Origin of the sequence: Paraburkholderia azotifigens (assembly GCF_007995085.1) — a bacterium.
Classification (GTDB): Bacteria; Pseudomonadota; Gammaproteobacteria; order Burkholderiales; family Burkholderiaceae; genus Paraburkholderia; species Paraburkholderia azotifigens.
Genome location: NZ_VOQS01000003.1, coordinates 2,948,205 through 2,961,208 on the forward strand (window position 1 = coordinate 2,948,205; position 13,004 = coordinate 2,961,208).

12 protein-coding genes are annotated in these 13,004 nt (G+C 58.7%); 5 read left to right on the forward strand and 7 right to left on the reverse strand.

Annotated elements, in window-relative coordinates:
• Positions 1-65 precede the first annotated feature (65 nt).
• The 3 genes from tssC to FRZ40_RS44730 all read right to left on the reverse strand — a co-directional run bounded on the left by tssC (position 66) and on the right by FRZ40_RS44730 (position 3,584).
• The gene (gene tssC, locus FRZ40_RS30405; RefSeq protein ID WP_028368598.1) at positions 66-1,571 is read right to left on the reverse strand and encodes a type VI secretion system contractile sheath large subunit; all 1,506 of its coding nucleotides are present in this window, start codon (positions 1,569-1,571) and stop codon (positions 66-68) included.
• 66 nt (positions 1,572-1,637) lie between these two features.
• Positions 1,638-2,219 carry a type VI secretion system contractile sheath small subunit gene (gene tssB, locus FRZ40_RS30410; protein ID WP_028368597.1) on the reverse strand — a complete coding sequence of 194 codons (582 nt, stop codon included), beginning with the start codon at positions 2,217-2,219 and terminating at the stop codon, positions 1,638-1,640.
• 1,026 nt (positions 2,220-3,245) lie between these two features.
• Positions 3,246-3,584, reverse strand: a complete 339-nt coding sequence (locus tag FRZ40_RS44730; RefSeq protein ID WP_158647044.1) for a hypothetical protein — start codon at positions 3,582-3,584, stop codon at positions 3,246-3,248.
• 85 nt (positions 3,585-3,669) lie between these two features.
• Between FRZ40_RS44730 and FRZ40_RS30420 the strand changes: the two genes are divergently transcribed.
• Entirely contained in the window at positions 3,670-5,457 is a 1,788-nt protein-coding gene (locus FRZ40_RS30420; RefSeq protein ID WP_147236580.1) for a hypothetical protein, read from the forward strand.
• Positions 5,458-5,702: 245 nt separating this feature from the next.
• Here the strand turns inward: FRZ40_RS30420 and FRZ40_RS30425 are convergent, their stop codons facing one another.
• From FRZ40_RS30425 to FRZ40_RS30435, 3 genes are all read right to left on the reverse strand, one after another.
• Entirely contained in the window at positions 5,703-6,785 is a 1,083-nt protein-coding gene (locus tag FRZ40_RS30425) for a hypothetical protein (RefSeq protein ID WP_147236581.1), read from the reverse strand.
• 619 nt (positions 6,786-7,404) lie between these two features.
• On the reverse strand, positions 7,405-7,647 hold the full coding sequence (locus tag FRZ40_RS30430; RefSeq protein ID WP_147236582.1) for a hypothetical protein: 243 nt from the start codon (positions 7,645-7,647) through the stop codon (positions 7,405-7,407).
• A gap of 19 nt (positions 7,648-7,666) precedes the next feature.
• Positions 7,667-8,299: a TetR/AcrR family transcriptional regulator gene (locus FRZ40_RS30435; protein ID WP_147236583.1), complete on the reverse strand. Its 633-nt coding sequence runs from the start codon at positions 8,297-8,299 to the stop codon at positions 7,667-7,669.
• 154 nt (positions 8,300-8,453) lie between these two features.
• Here FRZ40_RS30435 and FRZ40_RS30440 point away from each other — a divergent pair, with 154 nt between their 5' ends.
• The 3 genes from FRZ40_RS30440 to FRZ40_RS30450 all read left to right on the forward strand — a co-directional run bounded on the left by FRZ40_RS30440 (position 8,454) and on the right by FRZ40_RS30450 (position 11,222).
• Positions 8,454-9,347, forward strand: coding sequence for an NAD(P)/FAD-dependent oxidoreductase (locus tag FRZ40_RS30440; RefSeq protein ID WP_147236584.1), 894 nt, complete (start codon positions 8,454-8,456; stop codon positions 9,345-9,347).
• 89 nt (positions 9,348-9,436) lie between these two features.
• Complete coding sequence (locus FRZ40_RS30445; protein WP_147236585.1) at positions 9,437-10,237, forward strand: SDR family NAD(P)-dependent oxidoreductase; 801 nt, start codon at positions 9,437-9,439, stop codon at positions 10,235-10,237.
• A 112-nt stretch (positions 10,238-10,349) separates the two neighbouring features.
• Positions 10,350-11,222, forward strand: coding sequence for a class I SAM-dependent methyltransferase (locus tag FRZ40_RS30450; RefSeq protein ID WP_147236586.1), 873 nt, complete (start codon positions 10,350-10,352; stop codon positions 11,220-11,222).
• Between the two features lie 217 nt (positions 11,223-11,439).
• On the opposite strand, the gene FRZ40_RS30455 is transcribed toward FRZ40_RS30450, so the two are convergent.
• Positions 11,440-11,730 carry a hypothetical protein gene (locus tag FRZ40_RS30455; RefSeq protein ID WP_147236587.1) on the reverse strand — a complete coding sequence of 97 codons (291 nt, stop codon included), beginning with the start codon at positions 11,728-11,730 and terminating at the stop codon, positions 11,440-11,442.
• A 468-nt stretch (positions 11,731-12,198) separates the two neighbouring features.
• On the opposite strand from FRZ40_RS30455, the gene FRZ40_RS30460 reads away from it, so the two are divergent.
• A complete protein-coding gene (locus tag FRZ40_RS30460) occupies positions 12,199-12,978 on the forward strand; it encodes a hypothetical protein (protein WP_240057323.1) in 780 nt (259 codons plus the stop codon).
• Positions 12,979-13,004: the final 26 nt, after the last annotated feature.

The following is a 13,004-nucleotide window of genomic DNA, read 5'->3' on the forward strand; positions in this document are numbered from 1 at the left end:
AATCTCTCTTATCAATAGGTGACGTTTTTGTTTGCGCGCGGCGCGAAGCCGCGCGCGACGGATCATCAGGCTGCCGCTGCCGGCAGTTCCGCGACGAGACGAATCGACGCGGTCAGTTCTTCCATCTGGAAATGCGGCTTCAGGAAACAGGTCGCGCGGTATGCGCCGGGCTTGCCGGGCACTTCCGTGACGTCCACGCGCCCTTCGCCGAGCGGGAAACGCGCCTTCTGTGCGTGCGACGCCGACGGATTGATCAGCACGTAGTCAGCGATCCAGTTGTTCAGATACGCCTCGATATCGCTGCGCGACTGGAAGCTGCCGACCTTGTCGCGCATGATCACTTTCATGTAGTGAGCGAAGCGCGATGCAGCGAGCACGTACGGCAGACGCGCCGACAGTTGCGCGTTCGCGTTGGCGGCGTCCTTGTTGTACACCTTCGGGCGGTTGGTCGTCTGGCCGCCGAAGAAGGTCGCGTAGTTCGAGCCCTTCGAATTCACCAGTGCGATGAAGCCGAGGTCGTTCAGTTCTTTCTCGCGGCGATCAGTGATCGTCACTTCCGTCGGGCACTTGAGGACGATGTCGCCTTCGCCCGTCTTGTACGTGTGTGCGACCATGTTCTCGACCTTGCCGCCGCCTTCCACGCCACGAATTGCCGTCGACCAGCTGTACTTCGCAAACGCATCGGTGATGCGCAGGCCGAGCTGGTAGGCCGAATTCGCCCACAGGTACTTGCTGTGATCGGTGCCGTCGACATCTTCTTCGAAGTTGAAGTTTTCGACGGGCTTCGTCTTCGCGCCATACGGCAGACGTGCAGCATACGAAGGCAGCACCAGCGACACGTAACGCGAATCTTCCGAATCGCGGAAGCTGCGCCATGCGGCGAGTTCGGCGCTCTCGAAGGTCTTCGACAGATCGCGCGTGACGCCAAGATCCGTAAATGATTTCAGATCGAACAGGCTCGGCGATGCGGACGCGATAAACGGCGCATGCGCCGCGGCGGCCACCTTCGAAATGCGCTCGAGCAGCGCGATGTCCTGCGGATGACGGCCAAACGAGTAATCGCCGATCAGCAGCGAATATGGCGCACCACCGAACGTGCCGTATTCCTCTTCGTAGATCTTCTTGAAGAGCGTGCTCATGTCGTGGTCGACAGCCGTTTCCAGGTCTTTGAGCAGCTCCTTCTTGGTCACGTTCAGCAGGCGCAGCTTCAACTGCGGTCCCGTTTCCGTGCCGTAGACCATGTCGTGCAGGCCCGTCCACGACGCCTCGAGCTCCTGGAACGCTTCTTCGTGCATGATCGCGTTGAGCTGGTCCGACAGCAGCCTGTCGATTTCAGCGACGCGTTCGTTGATCATCGCGACGACGCTCTTGTCCGGGCTCGTGCGCATGCCTTCGTCGAGAATCTGCGAAGCGAGCTGGCCGATCAGCTTTTTGGCGTAGCTGCTTTGCGACGGCTCGACAGCCATGTTGCCTTCATGAACGATGCGCTCGAGCAGGCTCAGTTCCGCGCCCGCGGCGTCGAGCGTCTGTGTTTCGCGCGCGGCCGCACTGGCCGCAGTGTTGCTTGCCATCTGAATCACCTTTGAAAGTTCGTTGCGCCCACAAGGAAGGGCAAATCAGGCTTCTGTCCGCTGCCTTCAGGCCGCAGGCGTGTCCTCGGCGGGAGCGGCCGGCTCGGCCGCTGCCTCGGCCGCCGCGGGTGCTGCCGAAGCAGCTGCGGGAGCGTCGCTGGCATGCGCCTGACTTTGAACTTTCTTCAGTTCCTCACTGTTCTGCACAATGCGCTCGAGCATCGAATCGAGTTCGTCGTTGCCGTCGAGCTTGGCGAGCAGATCTCGAAGTTGTTGGCGCGCTTCAAGCAGCCTGGCCAGACGCGGCACCTGCTTGACGATGCTTTCCGGATGAAAGTCTTCGAACTTCTCGAACTTCAGTTCGACCTTGATGTTGCCCTCGCCTTTAAGCGTGTCGGCAACCGAGAGATCGAGACGCGGAGCAATCTTGCCCATGATCTCGTCGAAATTGTCGCGGTCGATTTCGACCAGTCGACGCTCCTTGAGCTTGGGCAGGGGCGTTTCGGGCTGACCCGACAGATCGGCAAGCAAACCGACCACCAGCGGAAGCTCACGCTTCTCGACTGCGTCGCCGACTTCTACGTCATAGGTAATCTGGACGCGCGGCGGACGATTGCGTCCTACCCATTTCTGCAAACTGTTCGACATGAACCTCTCCGGAAAAGCACGAGTGTGTTTAAGAAACAACTCGCTCGCATAGCCCGCGAGCGATGGGCACCTTGCAAATTTTGTTTCGAAGAGCGCGGAAACGCATTCGCAGCGTACGTGCGTGCAGACTCCGCTAACTGGATGTCGTCAAGCTGAGCGCCCTTCTTTAATATTCTTTGAATCAGGCTACCCACTACGACGGGCCGGGCGCGCCTTTCTCGGGTGGAAGGCTGCCGTATCGAGCGCCGGTAGCAGTGTTAATGGCGCTCGCCCCCGCGATTTCTTCCGGGCCAGAAGCACTACCTTGGTCAGGAGTAGTTGGCCACGCTGAAAGAAACCGGTACTTCTTCTTAAGGCGGCATTGAATTGAGTACGATCGGTACTCGTTCATCTGCCTTTTAGTGAGGCAGGATTAGACCACAGCTTTTTTTCAGCTACAAGACGAGTTTTCGAGCGCGTGCGAGAGATTTTTCGCACCGTAATAAACGACAGGCGCAACGAGTTCCAAGGCCATATTCTGTTTCAATCGTGACCGACATAAAAGGACGAACGTACGCTGAATGGTTAGCATCCGCTAACCGGTTTCGAGCCACGTATCGCGGTAAGCACGCGAAAGGCGAGGCGAACGGGAAGGGGCTGCTTCGTCGGCTAAAACAGGCATGGCGCGTGCTTTTTATAGTCAGTTAATCGAAACCACTCCGTTGTGCGTGTTCCTCAATAAAACGATGGCGATCTTTTTTCAATACAAAATAAGATTAATCGATTGAATTTGAACAGGATTTTTATATTCCCGTCCGATAAGACAGGCGATTTTTCCACGCTCGAAATCGTTTGATTTATTGCTGACCGTATTCGCTCCGGGCCTGCCGCCCCATGTTCGTGATACACGCCTGCTTGCGCTTCGACAGCCGCCCGCTCTCTACTCCAGGGAAAACGACAATCTGCAACTGATTGCTGCCGCACTTTCGTCCGTGTATCGTTCCCGGCGCCAACTTTTTACACAACATGCATCGCTGTGGGGACGCTCTAGAGGTGCAGCCGAACATACTCGTTGAACAGGAGATCGCGCACCTCAGCCGAACCATGAGGGCGTTTGTTTTTGGCCGCATTCCCGCTACGACAGCCTACTGGCAAAACCGGCTCGACGCCCTTTGGGAATTGCGTCATCTCACCGACTATCAGCGCTGCTGGGTGCAAGAGCTGATGCGCGAACTTCTTGAACTTGAGCGATGAACCCGCTCTCAGGCTCATTGCGCGCACTTGCGCATCCTTTCTCTCGTTCGGATCATTGCTCTGCAATACCAGGAAAAATGTCCGATAGGCTGGTAAAGAAAAGTACGCCACCCGCCGGACAAGATCGAACATCAAATGGTCATCCAGAATGAATACGTCGCGGCTATACTGCTGCCGGCGAGTCGGATAGATCAACAGACGCGATACGGGGAAACAAATGGGCGCAAAAGGGCCGCTGGAAGTCGTCACTGCGAGCGAATGGATCCGGCGCACGGCGCTGACCTTTAGTTCGCGTAGCGCAAGCACGAGTCGCGTCGATGCCGCGTATGCCGCATGGTGCACGGCGCGCTTTGATACGCTGAAGGCCGCTACGCTGCGCGATGCGCTCGACGACTATCTGGCAGCGAAAGGCGGCAACTGGTCCAAGGTTTCGCGCAACGCGGAAAGTGGCGGGCTGATGGAGTACATCTACGGGCAGGCGAAGGCCGTTGCACCCGCTCGCCCGTCCGCCGCCGCTGCACGCCAAAGAATCCGGTCGTTCGATATCCCCCACTCTCGCTACGGCGTGCTTTACCTGTTGGGCAATATCGACATCGACATGAACTGCTTCAATATCGCCATGGAAGGCGTCGCTGCAGTCGGCGGCGCAATAGGATCCGGCTTCGCTGCAAACATGGGCCATCTTGACAGCGTCAGTCAGGCGAGCCGGCATGTCGATATCGCAGGACATCAGGTCTCCGCGCAGGCAATCGTCAGTGCTTCCTCGACGGCCGTCAAGACGCTGCCCAAAGCAGGCAAGACAATCGATGAAACGTTCGGCATCAGCCAGCCTTTGGGCAGAGAACGGCGATGGTCGCCGACAGGCACCGTCAGACCCGTCATGGATAACGCCAGCAGCGGGCCGATCAAGTCCAAGGTTACCTGGACTTACCCGGTGACCAAAGCCGGATTCGAAATGGTCAAGGACGATCCAGCCCTGTTCCTCAATCCCTGGATGCTGCCCACCACCGTGGCGGGCGCGGCAATCGTCACGATAACGGAGACGCTCAATAATCTGCGCCGCGAGATAGAGAGCGCCGTCACGTGGGCGTTCGAGAAAATCAAAAACGCTTTGCTCGGCACGTCGGCCTCGACGTTCACGTTGTCCGGTGGCATCGTCCGTTCGCTGATCAAGATCGTCGTGACGCAATGCCTGGCCAGCGCGGCGCCGTTTGTCGGGGCCGCGATGGATCTAGGCGCGGGGATCGTCAAGACCTTGCGGGCTGCAGCGGAAAAAGTGGGAGCCTGGCTTGAGCGGCGACGCATCCAGCTGAATGCAGGGCACCCGGACCTGATCGCGGCATCGCTCGAAGGAGAGATGCAGAAGGGAATGTTCCAGGGCCTGTGGACTACGCTGAAGGGTGCGGTATCGATGGCGCTTAGTTCTTTCTTGCCCGGCGCAGGCAGCCTCGTTTCGGCCATCGTCACGGGCGTCGAGTGGTTGGTGAAATTTGCGTTCCGGCTTTGGGAGCAAAGCAAGATCCACGCATTTCTCGTCAAGGCTCGTGAGTTTTATCTTCAGGAACGGGAACTGGCCACGCGAGATCCCGGCCCACGCGGCCTGGAATTTCAACCGAACATGGACCCGCAAAAAGGCGGCATCATCCACGACGTCGAAAGATTCACAGCCTTCTTCCAGGAGGGCTGCGACGCCAGTCCGATGATCCCCATGCTGACGCTCAACACAGGCATCTGTGGCAGTCTCATGACACTGGTCAACCTGTTTAGAGACGAAAACCACGATGGCAGGGAGGTGGTTGATCGCGCAACGTATAACAGCGGCGTGGCCTACTTCACCAGGCTCAAGGCTTACGGCGCGCAGTATCTGCAAAGCTCCGGTTTCAGGTTCCGCGCGAGTCCAACCGAAACACGCGGTAGCATACAGGGGCTGCTCGATCACGCTGTGCATCATCATGGACAGGATACGATGGCTGGCAAAGCAGTCGCCTTTCTCGCGGCGACCTAGAACCAGATGTTCTGCCCGCTCCCCGGTTTTCGCCGGTAGATCGGTGCCGACCACAGCTCCACGCGATAACTACGAACACCACGTTCCGACGCAACCGGGCCGCCCGTGCTTCCGTTTGTGCCCGGCGTCGCCTATCGGATGGCGGTGACTCGATAGTTGATGTAGCCGTCCTTTGCGTGCAACATCCGGCGGCAGCAAATAGCCAGCGCCAGAAGATTCTCCACCGTCGCTGATATTTCGATACGTCAGTTGCTGCCAGTTATTTGCACATTGCTCTCCTCGTCATATTGCGGATAGTGGGTAATGAGTCCCCAACTCTCGATGTTATGCTTACGACCTAGAGCATTTAGTGGAGCGGCAGGTGTTGTGAACACAGTCAGGGAGTTCTCCGCAGGCCCATTAAAAGGCTGCGCGCGGGTATAGGTCGTCATGGCCGAGCCTAGAACTATTGTATTTGGCCTCGGACCCGTGCCATAAAATCCCGAGCCTAACTGTTTGCGCTGAAAAAGGTTCACCGCATACCTGGGATACAAGATCACGCACCGTTGCATGTTGTCCCACTGCACGGGCAGGTGATCTGGCAGACTTGCCAATGCTTGTAACGCAGCCCGAAGATCGTTATAGGCTTCTGTTCTGCCCAATTGGGCTATGTTCTTGGCAGGACTTGGGGGCGTTGCGAGAAACACCGCCTCTGCGTGTGCGCAAGCCTGCAGATTCTCGTGCAAAAGTGCGCGCGTCTTGGCAAGTGCAGACGCCATCACAATGTGCACTGCTTTTAATGATTCGAAGAAGACGTCTTCTGACGCAAAGCGTGAACTCACGCCACTGGTCGGTGCCCGCTCACCCTCGGGATCAAGCCCGGTCAGCAATCGATCAATTAGCTGCTGATCAGTAAGAGCAGGATGATGTCGTGCAATCACGTGCCCTCTTTCCCCCTGCCGAGCGCGCACGTGTGCTTTGAGGCGCAATGCTCTCACTTCCGGACTACGGAGCTCATCCTGCAGACTCCGCACCGCAGCAACCGGATTCATGTTTATTGCATTGAGCCCATTCATGGGCGGCGGCGGTGGGAATGCCAGCCGGACTCGCTCCCTGATAGCCTGCGCGCGTGGGTCATTTGCGATCTGGTCGGAGAGGTTACCGCCTTGTATGCCCACTGCATTTGGTTGAAGTTGAGGCGGCGGTGGCGGCGGAACGGGAGCAACAAGTGCAACGGCTGGTCCCGCAGCGTTCTGCTGTACTCCGACGTTTTGCGGCTGGACGGCATTGTTACCTGTAGTGAGCCAGTTGAAAAACTGTTGAGCTAGCTCATAGACCGAAAACGACATGAGTTCTTCCCCGGATTTAAAAACCAAGCGTTTGTGTGCGAACTCAGGCGCAATGGCGCATCGTGCAGCCTAAGCTTCGCGAGAAACGTTGCATCGTTTTATGCTTTTTGCAGTTTTTATAAAGAAATTCGAAAGAAGCACGAAGGCATTCTATATCGTCCTCGCAGTTGACCGTCAAGACTGGCTTGACATGGGAAGTATGCAAGATAGCTTGGTCGGCTTCGGTTGATGTCCATCTGCAGGCTTACGACGTCACCCGCGTCAACCAGACGCGGCCACAAGCTCAGCTCACCACTGCCCCGTTTAATTGAAGCCGACTGAGGCGATCCGTTTGATAGTTCAGACGCGGCTTGTGTTCGAAACGGATCGCCCGTATGCCATCAATAGCTCCAAAAACGCGAGCAGCGGGTCGCGCGCCGTTATCCTGTCCAAGCTGAGAACAATGAGTCCGCTTTACCGACATTCGCAGTTCGTCGGCGGCGCACGTCAGGGTTCACTCCAAGCGAATGCGTACTTGCGACTCCTAGGAGCCAATCGCCAACGCACTGTCAAGGTCTGCTTTGGAATCGACAGAAGTCATCGCGTGCGTCAAAGCTTGGTCGTAAGTACTCCGCGACGCCTAGGGATGGTATTCAGAACTCGTTTTGCAGCACTGAGCCATCAACATAGAGCCGATGCGGTGCAAGCGGTGCTGCACCTGGCCCGAATGCAGCGCGACGTTCGGCACAAAGAAGGCGTCGATTGCCTGCGCGCGCGGACGGCTTTTTGCGCTCACGCAGTGGCCTCGCGCGTCAGTCGTCCACGCATCATCCATAAGGTTGCTCGGGGCGAACATCGTATGCAGTTGCTGCGTGTTCTTCATTGGCTACGATAGAGCACCTTCAGATGCCACCGTGCGCGGCGATGAACATGGCGACGGCCGACCGGCAATAGGATTCGATTTCGTTGTCGTCCTTCGCTCTCGCCTCATCGAAGCGTGCGATAAGCAGGAGATCGGATCCTTTGAAAAGCGCGGCAAACAAGCGGGCGGACCGGAGAGCATCGGGTATGTTCAGAATCGCTTTCGCGTGCAACTGACGCAACACGGCCTCGATTTCGGCGATGACATGGGCGGGCCCGGCTTCGTAATGGAGCTTGCTTAACGACTTTTGATTCGTCTTGTCGGCCAAAACCATGGCTTCGACACTGCGAACGTCCGGGCTCAACAGCGTGCGAAGCAGCGATGATCCCACCGCCATGAGCTGATCCTCGGCCGAACCGTCGACGCCTTCAGAAAGGGCCTGCGGTGCAAATTGATCGCAGCGGGCCACCATGGCCGCGCTGAACAGCGCCTCCTTGTTCTCGAAGTGCCGATAGATGCTGAGCTTGGATATCTTCGCGCGCCGGGCGACCTTGTCCATGGTCGTCGCTTGAAAACCCAATTCCACAAAGAGTTCGCAGGCAGCGTCGACGATCGTTTGGCGAAGCGCCTCGTTGGCGGGCCGGCCCCGCCGGACCTGGCTGTTTTCGGTCACGACAATTCCAGTACTTGACAGTATTCAAATTCTTGCAATACGATACCACACAGTATCTTAAAAGTGCAAGCCAAGGGCAGGTTTCGACCGGTTGTCCGGATATTGCACACCACGCCCAGCCCACCCCTCCATCCACAACACGGAGCCCATCACCATGGATGACGTCATCATCATCGGAGGCAGTTTTGCCGGCCTCGCCGCCGCCCTGCAGCTCGGCCGTGCCCGCCGCAAGGTCACCGTTCTCGATACCGGCCGGCCGCGCAACCGCTTTGCCGGCCACTCGCATGGCTTGCTCGGCCACGATCACAAGCCGCCGCTGGACATCCTGGCCGAGGCGCGGCAGCAGCTGGCGCGCTATCCCACGATCAGGCTGGTCGATACCCGGGCCGAGAGCGTGTCTGGCGCCATCGACGATTTCTGCGTCGTCACTGACGATCACGAAAGTCTAAGCGCGCGCCGCCTGATCCTGAGCTATGGCATCGCCGACCAGATGCCGGATGTTCCGGGCTTTGCCGAAAGCTGGGGCACGTCCATCGTGCCCTGCCCCTATTGCGACGGCTTCGAAGTTGCCGGCCAGCATTGGGGCCTCGTTTGGTCCGGCCCGCAGTCGTACCAGTCTGCCAGGCTGTTCCGCGACTGGACTGACAAGTTGACTGTCTTCACCGATGGTCATGACATTGCGCCCGATATCCAGGCCGATCTGGCGCGCCGCAACATACCTCTCGTCGATGGCCGGATCGTCGAGATCGGCCACCAGAACGGCCATATCGCCACCGTCAATCTCGATACCCGCCGCAACATCGCGGTCGACGTCCTGTTCGCCCATCCGCGCAATAAGCCGTCCGCAAGCCTGCACGAATCACTGGGCCTCGCCACGGTCGATACGCCCACCGGCATCGTCCTCAACGTCGACGAGCGCCGCCAAACCAGCATGCCCGGCATCTACGCCGCCGGCGACCTCACCACGCCCTTCTTGCCCTCGGTCACCCAGGCATCATCGCAGGGCGCGATGGCGGGCATCTTCGCCCAGCAGTCGATGGTGGTTTGAGAGCACAGATTCCCCAAAGGATAGGCGGGTGTTCCGATGAGAATGTGGCTGAGCCCCATTCGCTGATCAAAGAGTTGAGGAAGAGAACGATGTTGAAACAACCAATGAACAGCTTCGCTGGAAAATGGGCTCTGATCACCGGGGCATCGAGTGGCCTCGGCCTTGAATTCGCAGATCTACTGGCTGCGCAGAAAGTCAATCTCGTATTGGCAGCCCGACGGCAGGAGTCGATGGAAAAGCTTGCCTCCGATCTCCGCCGCAAATACGGAGTGGACGTGCTGGTCGAGGCGACCGATCTTGCCTCGCCGGGCGCGGCCAGCCGCTTGAAATGCAGTCTCGACGCGAGGTCGGTGACCGTCGACATCTTGTTGAACAACGCCGGATACGGCCTGCACGGCGACTTATTGGAAACGCCGATCGAGCGCACCGCGAACATGATCCAGCTCAACATCACGACGCTTACAGAGCTGACCTATCTCTTCGGCCGCGATATGGCCAGGCGGCGATCTGGACATATGCTTCTCGTCGCTAGCCTCATGGCCTTCCAACCCGTTCCCAGCTACGCTGCCTATGCGGCGACCAAGTCATATGTACTCGCCCTTGGCGAGGCCCTGCACGACGAACTCCGCCCGCATGGTGTGGTTGTTACCACTCTCTGCCCGGGGCACACCGCGACGGGCTTCGATGAGGCAGCCGGCGCAACCACCTCGGCCATGCTGCGCCTCCTCACGATGAAGCCTCGTCCGGTCGCCGAGAGCGGTATTCGGGCGTTGTTGCAAGGAAAGGCTATGGTTGTCGCGGGCCTGTCGAACAAGATGGCGGCCTTTTCAAATCGTCTGACGCCGCGATCAATGCAACGGGCCACGTTGAAAAGAATAGTGGACGCTTAACTCCTGGAGCGCTGGCGTGTGGGGTTCCCTCGAACAAGCGGGGGCTCTGACTGCGATGCGCGCTTTGGCATCGGACAGCTTGGTTAAGAGCGAATCGGAACAAGGAGATGACATGGCAGAGCAAAATGCCTATCAGGTTGCCGACTGGAATGGTCAAAGCGGGGAGCGCTGGGTCGCCAACCAGGCCCGGCTCGACGCCATGGTGGCGGTGTTCGGTGAGGCCGCGATCGAAGCCGTTGCGCCCGCGGCGGGCGAGCGCGTGCTGGACGTCGGCTGCGGCGCGGGCGCGTCGAGTCTGGCTCTGGCCGCCCGCGTCGGCGCGGGAGGGCAAGTGCTGGGCGTGGACATATCCGCACCGCTGATCGGCCGGGCGCGCGCGCTTGCGCCACAGGATACGCCGGTCCTCTACCAGGTGGGCAACGCCAGCAGCGCCGAGCTGCCCGAGGGCGCGTTCGACATCCTGTTCTCGCGTTTCGGCGTGATGTTCTTCGACGATCCGACAGCGGCGTTCGCCCATATGCGACGCGCGCTGCGGCCGGGCGGCCGGGTCGCTTTCGTCTGCTGGCGCGGCGCGGCCGAGAACGATTGGGTGCGCCTGCCGATGGGCGCGATCAAGGGCATCCTCCCGCCGAGCGCGCTGCCCGATCCCGAAGCGCCCGGGCCATTCTCGTTCGGCGATCGGGGTCGCGTGGCACGCATCCTGACGGCGGCCGGCTTCACGGATATCGCTATCGCGCCCTTCGATGCTTCCGTCCCGTTCGGCGAGGGCGGGACGCGGGACGCTGCGATCGACGACGCGGTGAAGATGACGCTCGAGGTCGGCCCGCTGTCGCGCGCGCTCGCTGATCAACGCGACGACATCCGCGCGCGCGCCTCGGCTGCGGTTCGTGCCGCCTTCGCGGGCCTCCCCGGCGAACGGTCGGTGATGATCAACGGCGCAGCGTGGATCGTCATGGCACGCAATCGGCAAGCTGACAGGGATTAACAGGGGAGACGCCCCCGCTCGGTGGAGCTGGGCGTCTTGGGCGGCTCAGATAGTCAGGGGCCGTTCTGAGAAGGCGAGCCGACGTTCGCAGAGTTGGCACGAAGGGCCCTTATTGGCCGATAGCACCAGTTCCGTGAACGCTCACTGTGCTGACGTTGGCGTCGTCAAGGTCAGCTTTCTTCGGGGCGGAATTCAGAGGTCCTCGTAATGGGCGTCGTCATGGTTCCCCCTGGACCCAGCCCGGGTCACGAACCGCGCCTGGCATCAGACCAAACAGGCCACCACCGAGCACGGGTGCCAGCTGGAGCACGCTCAATGTCCATTGCTTCCGGATGGCCGGCGCAATAAAGCTGATGCTTCCCATATCGAAACCATCGAACGCGACGGACAGAAAACACTGTGCGACGATCAGAATCTGATACGTCGACAGCTTGTCAAGCGCCCGGCTCCTTTCTTCCTCCTGGATTAACTTGAAGAACCCGCGATCATGCAGCTTGAACCCAGGCATGACTCGAAGCTACCCAGACTGAAAGTCTATGCGCTCCGACATGTAGCCCCGTTGGCTTTGGCTCCGGACGAAGAACGAAAGTCGCTCGCAGTGCGGATGAAATACAAGCCCGGTGCGTCCATTTGGCCGAAAATCGAATGTGTCGTAGAGCGACTTTTCTTCAGTCTGTCTTAAGGTCGAATCCAAACGAAATAATTATGCAATAGACGTTACCGGGATCACCTGAACACCTATCATTAATTCAAGCATTGCGTTAGGCGTTGCCTCGATAACGCTTGGCTCTTGTCTTCACGGTCATGGCGAAGCCAACATTCTGACGCAATCGAGAGGTTACACAAGACTTCTTCGGCGGTTGATCTTCAGCGGTTGAGATTGCGGGATAAGTCGCGCCACTCCGATGCGGACGCGCGAATGCTTCCGCCTTTGGCCTTGCAAAGCGTTGAGCGACGTCTTCTTAAGGAGAATGCCATGGCCACTATGGCTTCGTTGCTCTGTACAGTCGCCAAGCGTGTCCTTCTTCCGGTTTGTCTTGCCTTTGTTGCATGTGGTTGCGGGGGAGGAGGCAACGATGAGACGGGAGTTGTCGCGAGAGCGAGCGACGCCACCCAGCTTCCGTCTAGTAGCGCATTGGTCGTTCCTTTTAAGGCTAGCTTTCGCGGAAAGACTTATGTCGAATGGGAGGTCGCGTTTTGGCAATGGGCCCTGTCCCTACCAGTTAATAGCACGCTTCGTCATCCATTCAGCGACTGCGAGAGTCGCCCCATTTCTTCCTGGCAAACCGGCATCGTATGGTTCTGGACAGCGCCTGATTCGCCCTCTATGACATGCGACCAGCAAAGGACCATCATTCCTGCCGGTACAGCGATCTTCCTGAGCCTGCTCGGCATTGAAGCGTCATCGCTTGAAGCACCGCCCTTTTTGGCCGAGTCGGCAACGGAGCAAAAACAGATCGCAACCTCGTACGGCAGCAAAATTTCGAACGTGTTCTGCACCATCGACGATGTGAAGGTTCAAAATATCGCGACTTACCGGACCACGACCGGTCAGTTCACCTTCCTTGCGCCGTCTCCCTGGGCATATGGCGAGAAGGGTGGCCAAGGCACCGCAGTTGCGGACGGATACTTTCTCCTGCTAAAACCGCTGTCGCCTGGTGCACATAAGATTCACTACGGCGGTGTGTTTCACACTCCAGTTGGCGAACTGCCGAAGGACATCACGCTATTGATCACCGTTGGGGCGAACAGGTGACAAGCTAACTTTAAACGTTGTAGTGA

Coding starts and splice junctions, on each gene's coding strand:
- FRZ40_RS30460 (WP_240057323.1), top strand. CDS start 12,199: ATGGCCACTATGGCTTCGTTGCTCTGTACAGTCGCCAAGCGTGTCCTT.
- FRZ40_RS30450 (WP_147236586.1), top strand. CDS start 10,350: ATGGCAGAGCAAAATGCCTATCAGGTTGCCGACTGGAATGGTCAAAGC.
- FRZ40_RS30420 (WP_147236580.1), top strand. CDS start 3,670: ATGGGCGCAAAAGGGCCGCTGGAAGTCGTCACTGCGAGCGAATGGATC.
- FRZ40_RS30455 (WP_147236587.1), bottom strand. CDS start 11,730: ATGCCTGGGTTCAAGCTGCATGATCGCGGGTTCTTCAAGTTAATCCAG.
- FRZ40_RS30425 (WP_147236581.1), bottom strand. CDS start 6,785: ATGTCGTTTTCGGTCTATGAGCTAGCTCAACAGTTTTTCAACTGGCTC.
- FRZ40_RS30440 (WP_147236584.1), top strand. CDS start 8,454: ATGGATGACGTCATCATCATCGGAGGCAGTTTTGCCGGCCTCGCCGCC.
- tssB (WP_028368597.1), bottom strand. CDS start 2,219: ATGTCGAACAGTTTGCAGAAATGGGTAGGACGCAATCGTCCGCCGCGC.
- FRZ40_RS30430 (WP_147236582.1), bottom strand. CDS start 7,647: ATGAAGAACACGCAGCAACTGCATACGATGTTCGCCCCGAGCAACCTT.
- FRZ40_RS44730 (WP_158647044.1), bottom strand. CDS start 3,584: ATGTTCGATCTTGTCCGGCGGGTGGCGTACTTTTCTTTACCAGCCTAT.
- FRZ40_RS30445 (WP_147236585.1), top strand. CDS start 9,437: ATGTTGAAACAACCAATGAACAGCTTCGCTGGAAAATGGGCTCTGATC.
- tssC (WP_028368598.1), bottom strand. CDS start 1,571: ATGGCAAGCAACACTGCGGCCAGTGCGGCCGCGCGCGAAACACAGACG.